General features: G+C 61.6%; 24 protein-coding genes. 9 read left to right on the forward strand and 15 right to left on the reverse strand.

Annotated features, from left to right (window positions below; translation table 11 throughout):
* Positions 1-6 precede the first annotated feature (6 nt).
* Entirely contained in the window at positions 7-513 is a 507-nt protein-coding gene (gene msrA, locus A7J50_RS19730; RefSeq protein ID WP_064453318.1) for a peptide-methionine (S)-S-oxide reductase MsrA, read from the reverse strand.
* A 151-nt stretch (positions 514-664) separates the two neighbouring features.
* Between msrA and A7J50_RS19735 the strand changes: the two genes are divergently transcribed.
* Together A7J50_RS19735 and A7J50_RS19740 are read left to right on the forward strand one after the other, a co-directional pair.
* Complete coding sequence (locus A7J50_RS19735; protein ID WP_064453319.1) at positions 665-1072, forward strand: hypothetical protein; 408 nt, start codon at positions 665-667, stop codon at positions 1070-1072.
* A gap of 108 nt (positions 1073-1180) precedes the next feature.
* The gene (locus A7J50_RS19740; RefSeq protein WP_064453320.1) at positions 1181-2242 is read left to right on the forward strand and encodes an alpha/beta hydrolase family protein; all 1062 of its coding nucleotides are present in this window, start codon (positions 1181-1183) and stop codon (positions 2240-2242) included.
* Here A7J50_RS19740 and A7J50_RS19745 read toward each other — a convergent pair.
* The 4 genes from A7J50_RS19745 to A7J50_RS19760 all read right to left on the reverse strand — a co-directional run bounded on the left by A7J50_RS19745 (position 2221) and on the right by A7J50_RS19760 (position 5125).
* A complete protein-coding gene (locus A7J50_RS19745) occupies positions 2221-3444 on the reverse strand; it encodes an amidohydrolase family protein (RefSeq protein WP_064453321.1) in 1224 nt (407 codons plus the stop codon). The two genes, A7J50_RS19740 and A7J50_RS19745, sit on opposite strands and share 22 nt — an antisense overlap.
* Positions 3445-3514: 70 nt before the next feature.
* Complete coding sequence (locus A7J50_RS19750) at positions 3515-3754, reverse strand: DUF2790 domain-containing protein (RefSeq protein ID WP_064453322.1); 240 nt, start codon at positions 3752-3754, stop codon at positions 3515-3517.
* A gap of 77 nt (positions 3755-3831) precedes the next feature.
* Positions 3832-4302, reverse strand: coding sequence for a cyanase (cynS, locus tag A7J50_RS19755; RefSeq protein WP_064453323.1), 471 nt, complete (start codon positions 4300-4302; stop codon positions 3832-3834).
* 181 nt (positions 4303-4483) lie between these two features.
* Entirely contained in the window at positions 4484-5125 is a 642-nt protein-coding gene (locus A7J50_RS19760) for a carbonic anhydrase (RefSeq protein WP_064453324.1), read from the reverse strand.
* Positions 5126-5236: 111 nt separating this feature from the next.
* Between A7J50_RS19760 and cynR the strand changes: the two genes are divergently transcribed.
* The gene (cynR, locus tag A7J50_RS19765) at positions 5237-6124 is read left to right on the forward strand and encodes a transcriptional regulator CynR (RefSeq protein ID WP_064453325.1); all 888 of its coding nucleotides are present in this window, start codon (positions 5237-5239) and stop codon (positions 6122-6124) included.
* A 49-nt stretch (positions 6125-6173) separates the two neighbouring features.
* Here the strand turns inward: cynR and A7J50_RS19770 are convergent, their stop codons facing one another.
* Positions 6174-6362, reverse strand: a complete 189-nt coding sequence (locus A7J50_RS19770; protein ID WP_064453326.1) for a DUF1737 domain-containing protein — start codon at positions 6360-6362, stop codon at positions 6174-6176.
* Positions 6363-6584: 222 nt separating this feature from the next.
* Between A7J50_RS19770 and A7J50_RS30225 the strand changes: the two genes are divergently transcribed.
* The gene (locus tag A7J50_RS30225; RefSeq protein ID WP_064502998.1) at positions 6585-6752 is read left to right on the forward strand and encodes a DUF2986 domain-containing protein; all 168 of its coding nucleotides are present in this window, start codon (positions 6585-6587) and stop codon (positions 6750-6752) included.
* On the opposite strand, the gene A7J50_RS19775 is transcribed toward A7J50_RS30225, so the two are convergent.
* The 5 genes from A7J50_RS19775 to A7J50_RS19795 all read right to left on the reverse strand — a co-directional run bounded on the left by A7J50_RS19775 (position 6723) and on the right by A7J50_RS19795 (position 11039).
* Positions 6723-7706 carry a GlxA family transcriptional regulator gene (locus tag A7J50_RS19775; RefSeq protein ID WP_064453327.1) on the reverse strand — a complete coding sequence of 328 codons (984 nt, stop codon included), beginning with the start codon at positions 7704-7706 and terminating at the stop codon, positions 6723-6725. The genes A7J50_RS30225 and A7J50_RS19775 overlap by 30 nt on opposite strands.
* A gap of 4 nt (positions 7707-7710) precedes the next feature.
* Positions 7711-8253 carry a cysteine hydrolase family protein gene (locus A7J50_RS19780; RefSeq protein WP_064453328.1) on the reverse strand — a complete coding sequence of 181 codons (543 nt, stop codon included), beginning with the start codon at positions 8251-8253 and terminating at the stop codon, positions 7711-7713.
* A gap of 135 nt (positions 8254-8388) precedes the next feature.
* Positions 8389-8814 carry a VOC family protein gene (locus A7J50_RS19785; protein ID WP_064453329.1) on the reverse strand — a complete coding sequence of 142 codons (426 nt, stop codon included), beginning with the start codon at positions 8812-8814 and terminating at the stop codon, positions 8389-8391.
* A gap of 110 nt (positions 8815-8924) precedes the next feature.
* A complete protein-coding gene (locus A7J50_RS19790) occupies positions 8925-9800 on the reverse strand; it encodes a LysR family transcriptional regulator (RefSeq protein ID WP_064453330.1) in 876 nt (291 codons plus the stop codon).
* Positions 9801-9827: 27 nt separating this feature from the next.
* Entirely contained in the window at positions 9828-11039 is a 1212-nt protein-coding gene (locus tag A7J50_RS19795) for a YeeE/YedE family protein (RefSeq protein WP_064453331.1), read from the reverse strand.
* 199 nt (positions 11040-11238) lie between these two features.
* Here A7J50_RS19795 and A7J50_RS31450 point away from each other — a divergent pair, with 199 nt between their 5' ends.
* From A7J50_RS31450 to A7J50_RS19815, 5 genes are all read left to right on the forward strand, one after another.
* A complete protein-coding gene (locus tag A7J50_RS31450; protein WP_156526298.1) occupies positions 11239-11379 on the forward strand; it encodes a hypothetical protein in 141 nt (46 codons plus the stop codon).
* A gap of 7 nt (positions 11380-11386) precedes the next feature.
* The gene (locus A7J50_RS19800; protein ID WP_064453332.1) at positions 11387-12604 is read left to right on the forward strand and encodes an MFS transporter; all 1218 of its coding nucleotides are present in this window, start codon (positions 11387-11389) and stop codon (positions 12602-12604) included.
* Between the two features lie 90 nt (positions 12605-12694).
* The gene (locus A7J50_RS19805) at positions 12695-12970 is read left to right on the forward strand and encodes a metal/formaldehyde-sensitive transcriptional repressor (protein WP_064453333.1); all 276 of its coding nucleotides are present in this window, start codon (positions 12695-12697) and stop codon (positions 12968-12970) included.
* The gene (gene dmeF, locus A7J50_RS19810) at positions 12967-13887 is read left to right on the forward strand and encodes a CDF family Co(II)/Ni(II) efflux transporter DmeF (protein WP_064453334.1); all 921 of its coding nucleotides are present in this window, start codon (positions 12967-12969) and stop codon (positions 13885-13887) included. The genes A7J50_RS19805 and dmeF overlap by 4 nt, the downstream gene beginning before the upstream one ends.
* A gap of 33 nt (positions 13888-13920) precedes the next feature.
* A complete protein-coding gene (locus tag A7J50_RS19815) occupies positions 13921-14100 on the forward strand; it encodes a DUF1289 domain-containing protein (protein WP_064453335.1) in 180 nt (59 codons plus the stop codon).
* Between the two features lie 34 nt (positions 14101-14134).
* Here A7J50_RS19815 and A7J50_RS19820 read toward each other — a convergent pair whose 3' ends face one another.
* From A7J50_RS19820 to A7J50_RS19835, 4 genes are all read right to left on the reverse strand, one after another.
* Positions 14135-15001 (reverse strand): DNA/RNA non-specific endonuclease, encoded by an 867-nt coding sequence (locus A7J50_RS19820; RefSeq protein ID WP_064453336.1) that lies wholly within the window; start codon positions 14999-15001, stop codon positions 14135-14137.
* Between the two features lie 140 nt (positions 15002-15141).
* Positions 15142-17511: a membrane-bound PQQ-dependent dehydrogenase, glucose/quinate/shikimate family gene (locus tag A7J50_RS19825; protein WP_064453337.1), complete on the reverse strand. Its 2370-nt coding sequence runs from the start codon at positions 17509-17511 to the stop codon at positions 15142-15144.
* A gap of 59 nt (positions 17512-17570) precedes the next feature.
* Positions 17571-18335, reverse strand: a complete 765-nt coding sequence (locus A7J50_RS19830) for a glucose 1-dehydrogenase (RefSeq protein ID WP_064453338.1) — start codon at positions 18333-18335, stop codon at positions 17571-17573.
* A 129-nt stretch (positions 18336-18464) separates the two neighbouring features.
* Positions 18465-19373: a LysR family transcriptional regulator gene (locus A7J50_RS19835; RefSeq protein WP_064453339.1), complete on the reverse strand. Its 909-nt coding sequence runs from the start codon at positions 19371-19373 to the stop codon at positions 18465-18467.
* Positions 19374-19424 lie beyond the last annotated feature (51 nt).

Genomic DNA, 19424 nt, shown 5'->3' on the forward strand with positions numbered 1-19424 from the left:
TCACCCTCAAGCCCGCTTCGGCAACTTCCAATTCGGCCGTATGAAATGGCAGGTATAGCCGTTGGGTATCCGCTCCAAATAATCCTGATGCTCCGGCTCCGCCTCCCAGAACGGCCCCGCGGGCTCAATCTCAGTCACCACACGGCCTGGCCATAACTTCGACGCATCAACATCCGCAGCGGTGTCTTCGGCGATGTCGCGTTGTTGTTCACTCAGGTAATAAATCGCCGACCGATAGCCCGGCCCGACGTCATTGCCCTGCCGGTTGGGCGTGCTGGGGTCGTGTATCTGGAAAAAGAACTCAAGGATCTGCCGGTACGTTATCACTGCGGGGTCAAACACGATTTCAATCGCTTCCGCATGATTGCCATGGTTGCGATAAGTGGCATTCGGCACATCGCCGCCGGTGTAGCCGACTCGGGTGCTCAGCACGCCGGGGTAGCGGCGCAGCAGGTCCTGCATGCCCCAGAAGCAGCCGCCGGCGAGGATGGCGGTTTCGGTTTGGTTGGTCATGGTGTGTCCTTGCGCTCAATGGATACAACAATAGTTATGGGGCTGTGTTGGCCAATACCAAGGTTCAACGGCAGTTAGTTGTGGTTCTCTCCCAAAACTGTAGCGGCAAAAGGTTCTACACTCTCGCGCCTATCCTGCTCGGAACCGCGCCATGCGACGTCATATCCCCTTGCTGCTGTTATTTCTCCCTGGGCTGGTTTACGCCCTCCCCGCCCTCAAAGACACCACGCTCTACACCACCACCGCCCAAGACTGCCACGATGTGGACCTCGCCACCTGGCAGCACCCGACCCGCACGTTGTTGGAGAAAAACAACTTCCAGCTCGAACGCATCCAGCTGTGCAACGGCGGCCACTACCCGATTTTCCAGGTGCAAGCGCCCTACGATCCACGCGGTCAGACCAAGGACTTTTTCCTGCCGCTGTACGAGGATATGCGTAAGGCCAACGGTAAATGGCCCTACGCGCTGGTCGTCAGCAGCGACGCGGTGGTGGTGTATGTCAGTTACCCGAAGGCCGACCATATCTCCCTGGATTACGAGGGTTTCGCGGCGCCATAGGCGTGCGTTCCAACGCAGTCAGAACAGGTGGTGTGCTTCCTGGGAGGGATGCATTGCGACAGGATTTCAGGTGATGATGCGCCACCCCAATCAAGGAAGATAAAAACAATGAAAACAGTGCTGCGTGCCCTGTTCCTGCTGTGCCTGGCGACACCCGCCTTGGCTGCCGAAAGCCCCGTCGGTTTCAAAACCGCCACCCTGCCGGATACAAAAAGCCAGCGCCCACTGGAACTGGCTGTCTGGTACCCCGCCGCCGCCACAGCCAAACCCGAGCTGATCGCCGACAACGCGGTCTTCATCGGCGCCCTCGCCGTGCCCGATGCAGCGCCGGCTGCCGGCGAGCATCCGCTGGTGGTGCTTTCCCACGGTTACGGTGGTAATTGGGGCAAGCAGGTGTGGCTGGCCAGCGCATTGGCGCACAAGGGTTACATCGTAGCGGCGGTCAACCACCCGGGCACCACCACCAAGGATCGCAGCCCAAAAGCCGCCGCCCAGTTATGGCTACGCCCGGCCGACCTGAGCCGCGCCATTGACGCGGTGCTGGCTCAGCCGAAACTATTTGGCGCGGTGGCGGAACATCAGATTGCGGCAGTGGGCCACTCCCTCGGCGGCTGGACCGTGCTGGAAATCGCTGGCGCGCGTTTCGACCCCGACCTGTTCAACCGGGACTGCGCCGAACACCCTAAGTTGGGTGGCTGCATCGGCTACCAGGAGATGAACCCCGCCGGCACGCCAGCCGGCAAGGCACAACTGGCCGCTGATTTGAGCGACAAGCGCGTCACCGCGATTGTGTCTTTGGACCTGGGCCTGTCACGCGGCCTGACCAGTGCAAGCCTTGCCGCATTGCCGGTACCGGCGCTGGTGATTGCGGGTGGCGTGCCCACGGAGGACATGTCCCCCGAATTAGAGTCCGCCGACATGGTAAAGCGTCTGCCAAACACATCGACGCAGTATGTGGAGATCAGCGACGCCACGCACTTCAGCTTTATGTCGATCTGCAAGCCGGGCGGGATGGCGTTGATTGAAGAGAGCTCACCCGGCGATGGCATGATTTGCCGGGACGGTGAAGGCGCTCGGCCACGGGCGGTGATTCAGCAGCAGGTGGTGGCGCAGATCAGCGAGTTTCTGGCCAGGACCAGCCTACCGGGTCAAAAAACCACCGAACGCTGACAGACCGACGTCGCCACGACCCTCCCGCGTTTAAGCACCATCAACCGCGCGGGCAAGTCGAGAATCACATCACCCACCGAACGCGTATCCAGCAACACCAAATCAGCAGCCTTACCCGGCGCCAACCCATAATCCTTCAGCCCCAGCGCTTTCGCCGGACTTGTGGTGAGCATCGACAACACCGTGGCCTGGTCATCCGCCCCGCCCAGGTGGCAGGCAGGAATGGCCAGTTGCGCAATGTTGAGCAAATCGCCGGTGCCAAACGGGGTAAATGCGTTGCGGATATTGTTGGTGGCCAGGCACACGTTTACGCCGCCATCGCGCAGGGCGCGTACCGGCGTCAGGGTGCGGCGCACGTTATGGCCGTCGCCGCGCGCGCCCAGGTGCAAGTCGGTGGCGGGCAGGCACATGACGCTGATGCCGGCCTCGCGAATCAGCGCAATAATCTCGTGCTGTTTATGCAGCGGCACGGCGCCCAAGCTGGTCAGATGGCCGACACACACGCGGCCTTGGTAGCCTTCCTGAATCGTCTTGCGCGCGAGGTATTCAATGCTCATGTGGTCGGCGTCGTCGGCAAAATCCTGGTGGAAGTCGATGTCCTTGCCGTAACGCTTGGCCAGGCTGAACACGTAGTCGATGTGTTCATGCGGCGAGTCATCGTTGTAGGGAATGCCGCCCACCACATCGGCGCCTTTTTCCATGGCCTCGACCATCATTGCCTGCATGCCCGGTAGCTTGAGGATGCCTTCCTGTGGGAAAGCGACCACTTGAATATCAATCACGTCGCGAAATTTTTCGCGCAGTTCCAGCACCACATCGAACCCGGTGAAGCCTTGTACGGGGTCGAACTCGGCGTGGGCGCGCACGTGGGTGGTGCCGGACTGCACCAGCGCGCGCAGTACCTGGGTAGAGCGTTCGAAGATGTCATCGCGGGTCAAAGTGGGTTTGAGTTCAGCGGTGACCGCTATCGCCTCTTTTAAGGTGCCGGAGCGGTTGGCTTTGCGGTGCATGACATGGGCTTTTTCCAGGTGCAGGTGCCCTTCGACAAACCCCGGTATCAGCACGTTGCCGTGGCCCTGGATTTCCTGCCGGGCCCGGGCTGCGATGTTCGGCGCAACCTCGACGATGTGGCCGTTGTGCACCGCCACGTCCATCAGCGGTTGTGCGTCATCAATGCGTACGTTGCGAAAGATTAAATCCATGAATCCGACCCTCAATGTTGCGGCCCTCAGGCGCACCGGGCGCAACGGTAAAAAACAAACAATGGACGGCTCAACCGTTGGAGCAGCCGTTACCCATCACGTGGTATTCGAGAATGTGCTGCTGGCCCTTGGAGTCTTCGTAGGTCATACGCACGGGCACCACCGCGCAGACGTCCGGCACTTCGCTGGTGGAAATCACGCGGGCGATGTCCAGGTGCTGGGCATAGCTGTATTGCTCGACCGGGAGTGGCTCTTCGGCCATCGCCGCGCCGCAAAACACGCCGAGTATCAGTACAAGTAACGCTTTCATTTTCAGATGACCTCTTCGGCATCGTGAGGAAAGTCGAACCCGGCGCCTGTGCAGCGCCGGGCTCATGGGTAGCGGGATCAGAACGGTTTGGTCGGCAGGTATTTGCCATCCAGGGTGATCACGGCGCGGGAGCCGCCGTCCGGGTCGTCGACCTTTTTAATGTCGAGCTTGAAGTTGATGGCGCTGATGATGCCGTCGCCAAATTTCTCGTGAACCAGCGCCTTGAGCGTGGTGCCGTAGACCTGAATCATTTCGTAGAAACGGTAGATGGTCGGGTCGGTCGGGATACCGTTGCCGATGCTGCCGCGCACCGGAACGGTTTGCAGCAGGAGCACGGCATCGGCGTCGAGACCCAGGGTGTCGGCAACCACTTGGGCGGCGTTGGCCGGCAGTGGGTGCTGGCCGAGCAAGGCGGCGGTGACGAAGGCTTCGTGCAGGCCGGTGCCTTCGGCGATCTGGGCGAACGACAGGTCTTTGCGGGCTTTGGCCAGGAGGATGACGTCGGCCAGGGCAAGGCGAGTGTTTTGGCTGATTTGTGACTGGATCATGGGGTTATCTCCGTGGGTAAACAGTAAGGGTGAAACGGCTAGTGCCAATCGGGACAGCGCCGAAGATCAAGTGTGGGAGCTGGCTTGCCTGCGATGCAGGCAACTGGGTGTGCCAGGCAGACCGGGTGGATGCCATCGCAGGCAAGCCAGCTGCCACCTTCAACTTTCTTCGCTTGCAGGGTCAGTACGAAACAGCGCGTACGGTCGGGTTGTCGGCCAGGGCCACGAACTTGCCGGTGCGGCCATCGAAGGCCTGGATGCAGCCGCTTTCGATGTCGTAGACCCAGCCATGCAGCGTCACGCGCTTCTCTTCGAGGGCCAGGCGTACCGAAGGGTGCGTCTGGATGTTGGCCAACTGCGCGATGACGTTTTCGCGGACCATGGAGGCGACCTTGGCGTGCTGGTCGACATGCTGGCGGGCCTCGTTCACGACTCGGCCGGAGTCGGCGTAGCGCAACCAGCCAGCCACGGCGGGCATGTGGTCCAGGCATTTGCAGGTAGCGATGGCGGTCATCGCGCCGCAGTCGGAGTGCCCGCAAATCACGATGTCGCTGACTTGCAAGGCGGCGACGGCGTATTCCACCGAGGCCGACACGCCGCCCGGCTCGGGGCCGTAGGACGGCACGATGTTGCCGGCGTTGCGGATGACGAACAGGTCACCGGGCTCACGCTGCGTGACCAGCTCTGGCACCAGGCGGCTGTCGGAGCAGGAGATGAACAGCGCCCGTGGGCTCTGTTGGTTGGCCAGGTCTTTGAACAGGCCGGCACGCTCGGGGAAGGCGTTACGTTGAAATTTCAGGAAACCGTCGATGATGTCTTGCATGGGTGACTCCATTGGTTCGCGATGCGATGGAGCAAAGGTTACGTAGCCCGTGCAATAAGGTAAAAGTCTCATATATGATCCAGCACATTAGATAATCTTATGGATGCAAACATGCTGGCACGACACATCCAGTACTTTCTCGCCGTCGCGCAACATCAAGGTTTCACCAAAGCCGCAGCGGCCCTGCATGTCTCGCAGCCGGCGCTGTCGCAGCAAGTGCGACAACTGGAGGAAAGCCTTGGCGCGCAGTTGTTTGATCGCTCAGGACGCAAGACGCGCCTGACCGATGCTGGGGAGGTTTACCTGCGATACGCGCTGCGGGCGGCGCAGGAACTGCAAGAAGGCAAACGTGCGATCCATGACGTCGGCGACTTGAGCCGGGGGACGCTGCGGATTGCAGTCACGCCGACCTTCACCACGTATCTGGTCGGGCCACTGGTCGAGGCGTTTCACCGCCGTTACCCGAACATCACGCTGAACGTGCGTGAGGTCGCCCAGGAACAGATGGAGCTGCAACTGCTGGCCGATGAGCTGGATGTGGGCATCGCGTTTGATGAGGTGCATGCCCAGGATATCGACGCCTATCCCCTGCTGGTCGAAACACTCGCGTTGGTGGTGGGTAATCAGCACCCGCTGGCCGAGGCGCAGGCTATCGGGCTGGAGGCGTTGAATGCAGAAACACTGATTCTGCTGAGCGCCGAGTTCGCCACGCGTGAGCAGATCGACCGCTATTGCAACCAACACGGCATCCGCCCGCGCGTGGTGATGGAGGCGAATGTGATTGGGGCGCTGACCGAGGTGGTGCGCAGGACCACGTTGTCGACGCTGCTGCCGGCGGCCATTGCGCGAGCGCATCCTGAGTTGGTGGCGATTGAGCTTGGGCCGGAGCGGCTGCAACGGACGGCGGTGCTGATGCAGCGCAAAGGGGTTTATCAGTCTTCAGCGTCTCGGGCGTTTGTGCAGGTGGCGAAGGAGGTCGCTGTGGCGCTGGGGGAATGAACCGCGCCTGGTCTGCCTTCGCTGTTGTCTCGAAGTGGAAATCCCCAACCTACTTGGCGGGGTTCCAAACGATAGCCTGAGCCACCACGACGTGTTCGCCATTGAAGGTGGCCGCGGGCGAGCCATACAGCTGGTAGCCCAGCGCGAGGGCTTCGGAGACTCGATGACAGAACGATGCGTCATCTTTACCGGTTAGTAACCGGTAAACAGGTAAGCCTTCGGGAGGAGTGGTTTGCATGGGCGTGCCTTCCTGGATCGACATGAAAATGATGAAGCCCAGGCTCGCCTTAAGGCAACCGGGCGAATCGACTGTAGCATCCTTGCAATGTCAACGAGCGGCACGACAATGTAGGGCGACGACAAGGGTGAACATGTGCAGGTATCAACGCCTTAACGCCGAGACCTGAGTCAGTGACTTAAGCTGATATCATTCAAGCAATTACCCGCTGAGTAGCACGTCATGAATCGCCAGAAAAAACTCAAGCAGCTCTTTAAGGCCAAAGCCAAAAAAGCCAGCGCCAAATTGGCGCCGAAAAGCAAAGATAAGTACATCAGCAAAGCCGACCGCGCGAAACTGGACGCTGAGGCTGATCAAGCCTCAACCAGCGCCGGCGACACGCCCAGCTGAAGGCGTCCCCGCTTCATATTTGCCCCAGATGCGCCGCAGATGGCGCGCCGAACCAAAGCCTGCGCGCTCGGCGACGGTTTCAATGTCCAGGGTCGACTCAACCAGTAACTCACGGGCCACGGTTAACCGCAGCGTGTGCAGATAGTCCAGCGGACTGATGCCGACATGCTCGTGGAACAAACGCGCCAGGTGCCGGCTACTGGTGCAGGCCAGGCTGGCCATGCGCGTGACGGTCCACACCTCACACGGCGCAGCGGCGATTGCGTCCTGCACCCGGTGCACGGCCGGGTGCAGGTGGTTGCGCCCGGCTATCCACGGCGAAAGCTGCGGATCGGCGCCGCTGCGACGCATGTACACCACCATATCCCGCGCGACGGCGCAGGCCAGCCGGGGCCCGGCCAGCTGAGCGACAAGGTGCAGCATCAGGTCGATGCCCGCTGTCACACCGGCACTGCAACTGACCGGGCCGTCGGTGACGTAAAGGCGGTTTTCCAACACCCGGGCCTTGGGGGCCAGGGCTTGTAACGTCGGGCATAGCGCGTGGTGCGTGGTGCATTGGCGTCCGTCGAGCAGGCCTGCACGGGCGGCACTCAAGGCACCTGCGCAAACGCACACCAGCCGCTCACCCGACGGCGCGAATACATTTTGCAGCCACTGGGTCAGCGTATTGCTGGCCGACTCGAACGCCTGCCGGCGCTGCGGCGTAACCTTCGAGGTCGAGCCCACCAACACCACCAGCGTGCCCGGCGCCAGGGTTGACGGAAGCGGCGCCAGTCCCGTCAGGGGCAAGCCGATGGACGTTTGCAGGGATTGCACCGGGCTGACGTACTGTAAATCGAAGTCGATGGCCGCCGGGTCCTCGACTTGAGCGGCAAGGCGCAGCACCTCGGCAGGGCCCGCCAGGTCCAGCATCAGCACGTTGGGCAAGAGTACGAACAGCACCGGCACCGTCATGGATTCACCCCTCCAACGCCTGGGCCACCGTCACGATGCGGGCAAAACGCCCTTCCAGTACCAGTTCAGTGCGCTCGCGAATCTGTGCCGGGGTGTAAACCCGACCGCTGCGGGCGTGGGTCATGGGGAAGGTCAACGTCGCCTCGCTGACGAAATCCACACTGAGGCCGCTGTCCGACGCCTGGCGCGTGGTGGTTTCACAGCACTGTTCGGTCCGAATGCCACTGATGATCACCGTGGTAACTCCCATCTCCGTGAGCCGGGCCGCCAGCGGCGTTCCAGCGAAGGCGCTGTGGTAGCGCTTGTGGATGATCAAGTCGGGGTTGATCGACAACTCGCTCAACGCCCTGACATTGCCCGACGCCAGCGAGAAATGCCCCTGGTCTTCGACATGGAAGACTTGTATCACCGGGATGCCTTGTTGAACACACCCGTCGATGAGCGCCTGTTGTTTTTCAAGGTAATCCGGCAGGTCATTTTCGGACCAGTAGGTTGAATGGCGAAACGAATGTTGCGCATCGATTACGACAAGGGCTTTGCGGCTCATGATGTGTCCTCTGGGCTTGCATTACGGTGAGTGATGCAAGCCATGGTAGGCACACAAGCGAATGAGCAACAGACGCGTGCCGGACCACTTAAGGACCGATTCGGACATCAATTACAACCGGCAACGCGTGTGCAATTACTTGGCGAAGAGCTGGCTCATGTCCTTGAACGCCTTGAACTCCAGCGCGTTGCCGCAGGGGTCGAACAGGAACATGGTGGCCTGCTCACCCACCTGGCCCTGGAAACGAATGTAGGGCTCGATCACAAACCGGGTTTCACGCGCTCTGAGCCGATCCGCCAAGGCTTCCCACTGGTCCCAGTGCAGGATGATGCCGAAATGCGGGACCGGTACGTCGTGGCCGTCGACCGAGTTGGCGTGCACCGATGCCTGGGATTCAGTCTTGGGGTGTTCGTGGATAACCAGCTGGTGGCCGTAGAAGTCGAAATCGACCCATTGGGCGCTGGAACGGCCTTCGGAGAGCCCGAACACGTCGCCGTAGAAGTGGCGAGCGGCGGCGAGGTCGTAGACGGGAATCGCTAAATGAAAGGGCGAAAGGCTCACGGTGACTACCTGCAGGTTCTGTGGGTTAGAACACGATTCTTCACCAGAACGACGGGGTGATAAAGCGGATATCTTTCACCCTGAGCCTCAATTTTTTCGATGCTCGCGCCCTACTTCGCAGCGTCCAGCACTTCCATGACGCACGCCCTGAATAACTCGAAGAGTGGCAGTTGGCGCTGGGTGTACTTGGTCAGCAGCACGATTTCACGAAAGAACGTGAGTTTGTCCAGGCGCAATACCCGCACGTCGCTGTCGTGCTCCAGCCACAAGCCGGCCATGGGCACCAGGGAAACGCCGAGGCCGCTGCGGACCATCTTGACGATGGCATCCAGCTCGTCGAGTTCGAGGGTTGGTTGCGTGTGTAGCTTTTGCTCCTTGAGAAACTGCGTGACCTGACGCCCGCCGAACGAGCCGCGGTCGTAACGCACAAAGGGCTGCTCGCGAAGGATTTGCAACGGGTCCTCGCCCTGCACGTCCCTGGCGGTGATCAGTACGAAGGGCTCGCGGGCAATGACTTCGACACTCAGGTCTTTGGGCAGGTTGAACGGCGGGCGGATCATGATCGCCAGGTCCAGCTCGCCGGCGTCGACCTGGCTGAGCAAGTTCAGCGAAACGCCGGGCACCAGGTTGACCTCAATGAACGGCGCACGACGCTTGAGGGCCACCAGCGCCTGGGGCAGGAGGCCGGTTTGCACACTGCCGATGGCACCGATACGCAACGAACCCTGAAAGTTGTTCGCGCTGTCGGGGGTGCCCATACGCGAGAAGATATCGAGGATCTCCTCCGCCAGCGGCACCGCACGCTGCCCCGCGGAGTTGAGCGTGGCAGAGCGGCCGGTGCGATCGAACAGCTTGACCCCGAGCGCGTCCTCAAGGTGCTTGATCTGCGCGCTCACGGCCGATTGCGTCAGCCCCACGTGCTGGCCGGCAGCGGCAAAGGTGCCGCGCCGCGCAGCGCTCACAAAGGTCCTTAGTTCTCGAATCATGCGGGTACCCTACTGGTTGTTTTGCGCTCAGCAACCGCTCAACGCCACCTGCGGCCGCTCGCCCGCAAAGAACCATGGCCGCAACCGCACGCCCACGCTGTTACCGATAAACGCCGCCACCAACCATACCCAGCCATGCAGGCTGCCCGAGGCGATACCGCTAAAGTACGCGCCGATATTGCAACCGTACGCCAGCCGCGACCCGTAACCCAGCAACAAGCCACCGATCACCGCCGCCACCAGCGAGCGCGCCGGGATGTTCAGGCTGGGGGCGAAACGCCCGGCCAGGCCTGCCGCCAACAGCGCACCAAGAACGATGCCGATGTCCATCACGCTGGTGATGTCTTCCCATACCGGCGCGGCGAGGGCCTTGGCATTGCCCGGCATCTGCCAGAACGCCCAACTGGCCACATCAACCCCCAACCCGCTCGCCACCTTGGCCCCCCACAGCGCGAACGCCGAAGTAATGCCCCACGGCCGCCCGGCCAATGCCAGGGTCGCGTAGTTGAGCAGTGCCAGGCCAATCGCGCCCCACACCAATGGCCATGGCCCGCGCAGGAAGCGGCGCAGACCGATGTGTTCGCTGGTTACGCCCGCCTCAAGCTGGCCATGCCGGCGTTTTTCCAGGCGTACGGTGATGGCGGCGATAAGGCCGAACGCAGCCAGGCTGACGACCAATGCCGGCAACACGCCGAAGCTTTTGACAATTGAAACCGCCGGGAACGCCGGCAACGCAAACCACCAATCAACATGGTGCGTAGCGATCAACGAACCGCAAATAAAGAACAACAGTGTCACCAGCATGCGCGCATTCCCGCCGCCCACGGTGAACAGCGTGCCCGACGCACAACCGCCGCCCAACTGCATGCCGATGCCGAAAATAAACGCCCCAAACACCACCGACACGCCGGCCGGCGCCACCAGCCCAACCACCGGCTGACCGAACAACGTGCCGGCCCCCAGCGCCGGGAAAAACAACAGCACCGCCACGGCCAGCATCACCATCTGCGCACGCAAACCGGCGCCGCGCCGATCATTGATAAACACACGCCAGGCCGAAGTGAAGCCGAAGGCGGCGTGGTACAAGGTCAAGCCCAGCGCGGCACCGACCACCAGCAACAACACTTGGCGCGGGCCAACGCTGTTTTGCAGGAACACGGCGCCGACTACCAGGACGATAAAGGCCACCAGCGGCGCGAAGGGCTTGCGCGCGGGCGTCAGGGGAAGCGAGGTGCTCATGGCGAATCTCAGTCTGTTTGAATCGGGTGGGTTGGATGACGGCAAGTATAAACCCAGACTGGTACCATTCAGGGCATGGCTCCTACGCTTGCAACGTTGAATGAACACCTGTCGCCCCAGGCACACGACGAACTCGCCGCTGCGATGAAATGGCTGGAGCGCTTCGCTGATTTTTGAACGACCTGATTGAGGAAATAGCATGGCTGCCACCTCGCTGGACGCAACAATTGCTCTGATCATCGAAGCGCACGCCTACAGCCTGCAACACGTATTGCCCACGCCGGGCGAATCGGGCACGGCGCAGACCCTCCTCGGGTTGCTCAAAAAAAGGGGGAACTGAAGCCGTCATGAGTTTCCTCGGTACTTTCCGCTCCCTGCGCAGCCCCAACTACCGCATCTGGGCCGCTGGCGCATTGGTGTCCAACGTCGGCACCTGGATGCAGCGCACCGCCCAGGACTGGCTGGTGCTCACCCAGCTCACCCCGCACAACGCCGCCGCCGTGGGCATCGTCATGGCGTTGCAGTTCGGGCCGCAGCTGTTGTTGCTGCCCTGGACCGGTTTTGCGGCCGACCACTACGACCAACGCAAGCTGCTGATTACCACCCAGGCGGTCATGGGCGTACTGGCGCTGACACTGGGGGTGTTTACCATCACCGGCTTCGTGCAGCTCTGGCACGTGTACGTGTTTGCGTTTTTATCAGGGTGTGCCTCGGCATTCGATGCACCGGTGCGGCAGATTTTCGTGGCGGAGCTGGTGGGCGAGAAGGACTTGTCCAATGCCATCGCACTCAACTCAACGTCATTCAATATGGCGCGCATGATCGGCCCGGCGGTGGCGGGCGTGACCATCGCCTCGGTCGGCACCGGCTGGGCGTTCCTGCTCAATGGCTCGAGCTTTTTTGCGGTGCTGGCGTCACTGTTTTTCCTGCGGGTATCGGGCCTGCATGCCAAGGCGCGCGCCCCACGAACCAAAGGCAGCCTTACCGAGGGCATGCGTTATGTGTGGGCGCGGCCGGACCTGAAGGCAATCTTGCTGATGCTGTTTCTGATCGGCACCTTCGGCATGAACTTCCCGATTTTTATCTCGACCATGGCCGTCAGCGTGTTCAATGCCGATGCGCGTGGCTACGGCCTGCTGACGTCGACCCTGGCCATCGGCACCATCGCCGGGGCGTTGATTGCCGCGGGCAGTGAACGACCGCAGTTCAAGTCACTGTTGACCGGTGCAGCGGTGTTCGGGTTTGGCTGTTTCCTGGCGGCCCTGGCGCCCAATTACTGGATGTTCGCGATTGCGCTGGTGATCATCGGCGTGGGCGCGATGACGTTCAGCAACACCACCAACAGCTTGATGCAACTCACCACTGAGCCGGCCATGCGCGGCCGGGTGATCGCCCTGCGCGTCGCCGTTGCACTGGGTGGCACGCCGATTGGCGCGCCCATCGTCGGCTGGGTGGCCGACCATCTGGGCCCGCGCTGGGCACTGGTGGTCGGCGCGGTGTCCGGCATTCTGGCGGTTGGCGTGGCGCTTTACACCCTCAGGCGCCAGTTGGATAAGCCCAAGTAGCCGCCTTGAGAACTTCGCCGCAGCCGCCACGTTGCATAGGGGGGCGGGGTATGCAATGATCCGCCCCCTCATAGGTAGGGGGGGTATATTGTGGGCCACATCGCCGCAAACAAAGACAGCTTGATCAAGCGCGTCAAACGCATCGCCGGGCAGATCCAGGCGGTTGAAAGAGCGCTGGAGTCGGACCTCGACTGCGCCAAGACGCTGCACCTGGTGGCCGCCACACGCGGCGCCATCAACGGCTTGATGGAAGAAATTATCGAAGACCATGCCAGGGCGCATGTGGCCGATCCCGCCCTCAGCGAGGAAGCCCGCGCACGCGGCGTTGAAGAACTGCTGGAAGCCATTCGGCGGTACTCCAAATGAACGCCCTCCCTAGTGCTCACACGCACGAACATGTCTTCCTCGGTTCGGCCCATGACGAAAACGCCAAACGCACCCTGTGGGTGGTGATGCTGACGGTGGTGATGATGGTCGCGGAAATTGCCGCCGGGGCCTTGACCGGTTCCATGGCGCTCATGGCGGACGGCTTTCACATGGCTACCCATGCGGCGGCGCTGGGCATTGCCGCTGCGGCCTACGCCTACGCCAGGCGCAATGCGAGTAACTCACGCTACAGCTTCGGCACCGGCAAAGTCGGCGACCTGGGTGGCTTCGCCTCGGCGCTTATCCTGGCGCTGGTGTCCTTGGGCATTGGTGTCGAGTCGGTGATGCGCTTGCTGCAGCCGGCTGAAGTGCAGTTTGGTACAGCCACGCTGATTGCGGTGGTGGGGCTGGCAGTAAATGTCATCAGCGCGCTGTTGCTGGGCCACGGTCACAGCCACGGGCATGATCATGACCACGACCACGACCACGACCATCATGGCCACGACAACAACATGCGCTCAGCCTACGTGCATGTGCTCGCCGATGCGCTGACCTCTGTGCTCGCCATCGCCGCGTTGCTGGCCGGCCGTTATCTGGGCTGGGTGTGGCTGGACCCGGCGATGGGTATCGTCGGCGCGGTGGTGATTGCGCGGTGGTCCTGGAGCTTGATGCGTACGACCGCTGGCGTATTGCTGGATCAAACCGATGAACACGTCGCCGCAGAAATTCGTGAACTCGTCGAACAACCCGGTGATGCGACGATTACCGATCTGCACGTGTGGCGCGTCGGCCCCGACGCGCACGCGGCCATCGTCAGCGTGGTGGGCCGCTCGACCACCGATGCCGAAAGCATTCGCGAGCGCCTCAAACCGGTGCATGAAGTGAGCCACCTCACCGTTGAATTTCGTGCGGCCTAGCCGCGCGCCCCACTAGCAAACCCAGGTGAACCTTTGGCTAAAGATATCGAGAACCCCTGCATCTCCACCTGCCAGCTCAGTGGCGATCTATGCGTCAGCTGTGGACGGAGCAAGGACGACATCCGTAAGTGGAAGCGCATGAAACGCCCGGAGAAAATGGCCGCCGTACAACGCGCGACGTTGCGGTTGAAGGCGCTGAAGAAGGCCAAGTAAGGCTGGCGGTTCTGCCAGCCTTGGGGGTGTCACATCACGTGCGCCCCACCGAGCCTGTGACCGGAAGATTACCCAGCAACTTGAGCCCGGTGCTTTTCACGAAGGTGTCGTAGTCCATCGGCTTTTGGATACGGGTTTCAGCATTGGGCAGCACGTAGGCCCAGGCGCGTTTCGACGAAGCGTCGTAGACCAGTTTGAACAGGCGCGTCGGTACCCAGACCTTGTTGTCACCGACGGTGCTGTAGCCCGCGTCAAACAGCGGCCCGGTAAACACAAACACATCGCCGCCGGCTCGCACGGCAAACTTGCGCACGTCCGCCTCGACCTTGCTCCAGATCTTGCGGTTGTTGGTGGGGTCTTGCGGCACCATGTTCGACAGCGCGAAAGACTGGGCCATGGCATTGGCGTTCGGCGCATCCGCAGCCGGGGACTGGTGGCCACGATCCACAGCCGGTTGCTGGCCGCGGTAGTCGCTCAATTCCGCGCGCGCGCCTTTGGGAATGCGCGGGTCCGGGTAGAACTGGTTGGTGCGCTCCTCGCCTTTGGCATCCTTCAACTGGGCGGCATTCAAGCGTTCGACCACCACCAGCGGCGTCTTGCTGGTTTGCGAGTAGAGCACCGCAAAGTTGTCGGAACACAGGGCCAGGGGTTTCATCGTGGCGGGCACGGTGGCCGTGTTGATGGGCGTGGCGCCTGGGAACAGGTCGACGCAGCCGTCGAATGAAGGCTGTTTTTCTTTGCTGGAATAAAGGTCGAGGGCCGCGTGCTGGCTGATCGAGCCGGAGCGAGAGGCGTGTTCCGGGGCGGGTAACTTGATAAGGTCCAGCAGGCCACGGGCTTGTACCCCAGTGGAAAGCAAAACAAGGGCCGACAGCCCAACTGCAATTTTGCGCAGGTGCATGCATTACTTCTTCGAAAGGGAGTGAGGCGGCAGGCTCCGAAAAACGGAGCCAAGTGAATGATCTTACGAGGTTTATTGACCGTCGCAAGGCCTATTAGTGCTGCCCCCTTCCCACTCTTTAATGACTTAGTGCCGACGTCTCAATGCTTCATCATCGGCGTCGGTAATGCGAAGGCCACCACGTAGTCGCCTTTGCGTGCGGTTGCCGAATTGCCGCCCGCGCTGATGACCAGAAACTGGCGCCCGGTCTTGGGCGAAATATAGGTCATGGGGGTCGCTTCTGCGCCGACCGGCAAACGGCCCTTCCACAGTTCGTTGCCGGTACGCACATCCAGGGCGCGAATGTAAAAGTCCTGAGTGCCAGCCATGAAGACCAAGCCACTGGAGATAGTCACGGGGCCGCCGCGCGTGGGCATACCGATGGGCATGGGCAGGTGGGTAGCAATGCCCAGCGGCCCGGTTTGTTCAGTGGTGCCCAATGGCATCGACCAGACGACTTTGCGCGTGGCCAGGTCCAACGCGCTGATGGTCCCGTAAGGCGGGGCCTGGCACGGGATGCCCAAGGGCGACAGGAAGCGTCCTTGTTCGATGCCCCATGGCGTGCCGGCCTGGGGCGCATTGCCTTCGTGACCACCACCGCTGAGCGCTTTTTCATCATAAACGGCGCGCGGGATCATCCGGCTCCAGGTCGCTACCCGCGTATCGTTGACGATCATGTAGCCGAGGTTCTCGGCGATCGAAGCGGAGCCCCAATTCATGCCGCCCAGCCAGCTCGGGTACTGCAGAGTCCGTCGTTCGCTGGGGGGCGTGAACTCGCCCTCGTAGCGCGACTGGCGAAACTCAATGCGGCACACCAACTGGTCCAACGGTGTGAGCCCCCACATACGTTTCTCACTCAACGGCTGTGTGCCGATGGAAGGCATTCCCACCAAATACGGCTGGGTCGGCGAGGTCCGGTCGTCAGCCATACCCCCTTGGGGAACAGCCTGCTCCTGCACCTGCGCAATCGGCGTGCCGGTGCGTCGGTCGAGCATGAAGATCTGTCCGCGCTTGGTGGTCTGGATCAACGCCGGCAGCGTTCCGCCGTTGCCATCCGGCACGTCATACAGCGAGGGCTGCGACGGCACATCGTAATCCCACAGGTCGTGGTGCACGGTTTGGAAACGCCAGCGCTCGCGGCCGGTGGCAATGTCCAGTGCAACAATAGAGGATGAGTAGCGGTCATCGGCTTCGGTGCGATGACCACCCCAAAAGTCCGGTGTGGCATTGCCCGTCGGTAGATAGATCAGGCCCAGGGCCTCATCGAAAGCTGGCGTCGACCAAACATTCGGCGTACCCGCCGTGTAGGTTTGGCCCTCGGGTGGCTCACGCGTAATCGCCGGGTTGCCCAAATCCCAAGCCCACACCAGTGCTCCGGTGCGCACATTGAAAGCGCGAACCACGCCGGAGGGTTCGCCGGTTTTCTGATTATCCCAAACCAGCCCACCCACCACCACCAGATCACGCACCACGGTCGGTGCTGCGGTGGGGAAATAAAGGTCTTGATCGGCATTGCCCATACCGATGCGTAAGCTGACGCTGCCTGCTTCACCAAAGCCATCACACGCTTGCCCGGTTTGCGCGTCCACTGCGATCAGGCGCGCGTCAACGGTGGTCGCAATCACCCTGCGCGTGCAGGCTTCATCCTGTTGAGTGGGCGCATCGTGCGTCGCGTCGTAATACCCCACGCCACGGCAACGCGGGTAAACGTTGTTCGCCTGTACCTGCGGGTTGTGATGCCAGATTTCCTGACCGGTGTCGGCATCCAGGGCGAACAACTGGCTGGACTGCGTGCAGCCGTAGAGCACACCATTCACATGCAGCGGCGTGACCACATGACCTTGCCTGCCAGTTGGAATTTCACCGGTCCTGTAGGTCCAGGCCACTTGCAGCCCGGCAACATTCTGCGGGGTGATTTGGTTTATCCGCGCATGCCGGGCCCCCGAAGGCGTTTGCCCAAAGTAACGCCAATCCGTCGCCGGCTCTACGCGACCGACCGCCCTTCCGGCGAAGGGTACGGACACGCCCTCCGCCGTCTGGATCGGCTGTGGCTGCAAGGCCATGTAGACCGTGGCCGCCAGGCAGAGTGTCAATACCGCCGCACCGGCGTAGGCGGCAGGTCGAACATTCCTGCGCAGAGGCGCACTGACAACGAGTACCAACACAGCCAAGACCGCGAGCGCTACCAGCCGTGAAAACAGCGGCCAGAAGTCCAGGCCCACCTCCCATAACGACCAGACGATGGTGACGATAAACACGCCCAGATAAACCACTGCGCCTTGCGGGAGGCGACGCATCAACAGCACGCCGCTGACCGTCAGGCCGATGCCCGCGAGCGCGAAGTACCAGGAACCACCAAGGGCCATCAGATAGGCGCCGCCGCCTAACAGGCACAGCCCGCCCAGCAACAGGAACAGTCCAAGCACGCACAACAGTAGCGAGGCCGTTTTGGAAAGGACGGGCTGGGGCATCGAGTCGGTACTCCTTGTGGTGCAATGGCGGGCGCTGCAATTGCGGTTTGAGGCCTGCCCTAACGCATGACAAAACCACCGTCCACCGAAATGGACTGTCCTGTGACATAGCTGGCAGTGGAGCTGCTGAGCCAGAGCACGGCGTCCGCGATTTCTTCGGGGCGACCATGACGGCCCATGGGGATGCTCTTGACCATGTCCTTCAGCGCTTCGCCTTGACCTGCAGCGACCATCTGGTCGGCCATGGGCGTCCAGATCAAGCCGGGGCACACCGCATTGATGCGGATGTTTCTCGCGGCATATTCAAGCGCCGCACTTTTGGTCAATCCAATCACGCCGTGCTTGGCCGCATGATAGTTGGCCCGCTCCGCCCCCCCCACCAACCCGCCCAAGGACGAACAGTTGACGATGGTGCCGCTGCCCTGTCGACGCATCTGTTCCAGTTCGAATTTCATGCAACTCCAGACGCCGCGCAGGTTGACCGACATTACCCGGTCGTAATCCTCAACGCTGGCATCGGCGATTTCTGCCAGCACGTTCTGGATCCCTGCGTTATTAAATGCCGCGTCGAGCCGGCCAAACGTGGCGACGGTCTCTTTGACCATAGCGTGCACCTGATCAATGTCCGAGACATCGCAGCCGATACCGATCGCTTGATAACCCGCGCCCACCAACACCTCGGCGGCGGCGCGTGCAGCCTGCGCGTTGACGTCGGCAATGGCGACGGCTGCACCGGCGTGCGCAAACGCCTTCGCTGTTGCCAAGCCGATCCCGGACGCTCCGCCAGTGACCAGCGCGACTTGATCTTGGAATGAAACGCTCATGAGTATTTCCTCGCTAAAACATTGCGTCACGCTAATGAACGCAGCGAAGGATGAATACCGGGTGAAATCGGGATGTACTGATGAGTGCTGCTCAGCAATTACTGTAGAGGTGGGGCACCCTGTGCTGATTTACGCGCCCAGCGGCTGCATTTCTCGGATCAGCTCGATCAGCAGTCGCAAGCCCATCGGCAATTGCCGGTGGCTGGAGTAATACATATAAAACCCGGGCGCTACGCTGGACCAATCATCCAGCACCCGAACCACCTCACCACGCGCCACCAGAGGCGCCATCGCCGGTTCGGGCGCATACATCAGCCCTGCTCCGTGGCGAACCAGCGACAGGCCGACACGCGTTTCATCCAGGGTGATCGGGCCGGGCACCGCAACGGCCAATTGCTCGGTGCCTTTCTCGAACTCCCAGTCGTACATGCAGCCATTGCCCAGGCGAATACGCAGGCAGCGATGGTTGAGCAGGTCATTGGGATGCTGCGGCACACCAAACTGCTGCAAATACTCGGCAGAACCCGCCACCACCCAGCGAATATCTGCAGACAACCGCTGGGCGATCATATCTTCCGGCACCGTACCGCCGTAGCGGATACCCGCGTCATGCCCTGCGCCAATCACGTCGACGAGCAGGTTGGTGACGGTAAGGTCGACCTGGATGTCGGGATAACGCTCGTTGAACACCGGCAACACCGGACCGAGCAGCAAGTCAGCGGCATCGCTGAGCAGGTTCAGGCGGATGCGCCCGGTGGGCTCGTCGCGATAACGATTGAGCGCTTCCACCGCTTGGCCGATGTCATCCATAGGCTGACTGATGACGCTGTGAAGCTCCTCACCCGCAGCCGTCAACGTCACGCTGCGCGTGGTACGGTTCAACAAGCGAACACCGAGGCGGGCTTCCAGCCCCTTGATGGCATGGCTCAGCGCGGATGCACTGATCCCCACCTCCAGGCCGGCACGACTGAAACTTTGATGCCGGGCAATGGCCAGGAAGAGCACGAAGTCGGCAAGGTTGGCGCGGCTGATCTGCATGTCAGTGTCCTGGGCGGTGGTGACGTCTGCCCGGAAGTTTACCGAGTTTTT

The sequence above is a fragment of the Pseudomonas antarctica genome (assembly GCF_001647715.1).
GTDB classification, from domain to species: Bacteria; Pseudomonadota; Gammaproteobacteria; order Pseudomonadales; family Pseudomonadaceae; genus Aquipseudomonas; species Aquipseudomonas antarctica_A.

Coding starts and splice junctions, on each gene's coding strand:
- A7J50_RS19740 (WP_064453320.1), top strand. CDS start 1,181: ATGAAAACAGTGCTGCGTGCCCTGTTCCTGCTGTGCCTGGCGACACCC.
- A7J50_RS19775 (WP_064453327.1), bottom strand. CDS start 7,706: ATGACGGTGCCGGTGCTGTTCGTACTCTTGCCCAACGTGCTGATGCTG.
- A7J50_RS30225 (WP_064502998.1), top strand. CDS start 6,585: ATGAATCGCCAGAAAAAACTCAAGCAGCTCTTTAAGGCCAAAGCCAAA.
- A7J50_RS19825 (WP_064453337.1), bottom strand. CDS start 17,511: ATGCCCCAGCCCGTCCTTTCCAAAACGGCCTCGCTACTGTTGTGCGTG.
- A7J50_RS19800 (WP_064453332.1), top strand. CDS start 11,387: ATGAGTTTCCTCGGTACTTTCCGCTCCCTGCGCAGCCCCAACTACCGC.
- A7J50_RS19750 (WP_064453322.1), bottom strand. CDS start 3,754: ATGAAAGCGTTACTTGTACTGATACTCGGCGTGTTTTGCGGCGCGGCG.
- A7J50_RS19830 (WP_064453338.1), bottom strand. CDS start 18,335: ATGAGCGTTTCATTCCAAGATCAAGTCGCGCTGGTCACTGGCGGAGCG.
- dmeF (WP_064453334.1), top strand. CDS start 12,967: ATGAACGCCCTCCCTAGTGCTCACACGCACGAACATGTCTTCCTCGGT.
- A7J50_RS31450 (WP_156526298.1), top strand. CDS start 11,239: ATGGCTGCCACCTCGCTGGACGCAACAATTGCTCTGATCATCGAAGCG.
- msrA (WP_064453318.1), bottom strand. CDS start 513: ATGACCAACCAAACCGAAACCGCCATCCTCGCCGGCGGCTGCTTCTGG.
- A7J50_RS19820 (WP_064453336.1), bottom strand. CDS start 15,001: ATGCACCTGCGCAAAATTGCAGTTGGGCTGTCGGCCCTTGTTTTGCTT.
- cynS (WP_064453323.1), bottom strand. CDS start 4,302: ATGATCCAGTCACAAATCAGCCAAAACACTCGCCTTGCCCTGGCCGAC.
- A7J50_RS19735 (WP_064453319.1), top strand. CDS start 665: ATGCGACGTCATATCCCCTTGCTGCTGTTATTTCTCCCTGGGCTGGTT.
- A7J50_RS19770 (WP_064453326.1), bottom strand. CDS start 6,362: ATGCAAACCACTCCTCCCGAAGGCTTACCTGTTTACCGGTTACTAACC.
- cynR (WP_064453325.1), top strand. CDS start 5,237: ATGCTGGCACGACACATCCAGTACTTTCTCGCCGTCGCGCAACATCAA.
- A7J50_RS19745 (WP_064453321.1), bottom strand. CDS start 3,444: ATGGATTTAATCTTTCGCAACGTACGCATTGATGACGCACAACCGCTG.
- A7J50_RS19835 (WP_064453339.1), bottom strand. CDS start 19,373: ATGCAGATCAGCCGCGCCAACCTTGCCGACTTCGTGCTCTTCCTGGCC.
- A7J50_RS19780 (WP_064453328.1), bottom strand. CDS start 8,253: ATGAGCCGCAAAGCCCTTGTCGTAATCGATGCGCAACATTCGTTTCGC.
- A7J50_RS19760 (WP_064453324.1), bottom strand. CDS start 5,125: ATGCAAGACATCATCGACGGTTTCCTGAAATTTCAACGTAACGCCTTC.
- A7J50_RS19795 (WP_064453331.1), bottom strand. CDS start 11,039: ATGAGCACCTCGCTTCCCCTGACGCCCGCGCGCAAGCCCTTCGCGCCG.
- A7J50_RS19790 (WP_064453330.1), bottom strand. CDS start 9,800: ATGATTCGAGAACTAAGGACCTTTGTGAGCGCTGCGCGGCGCGGCACC.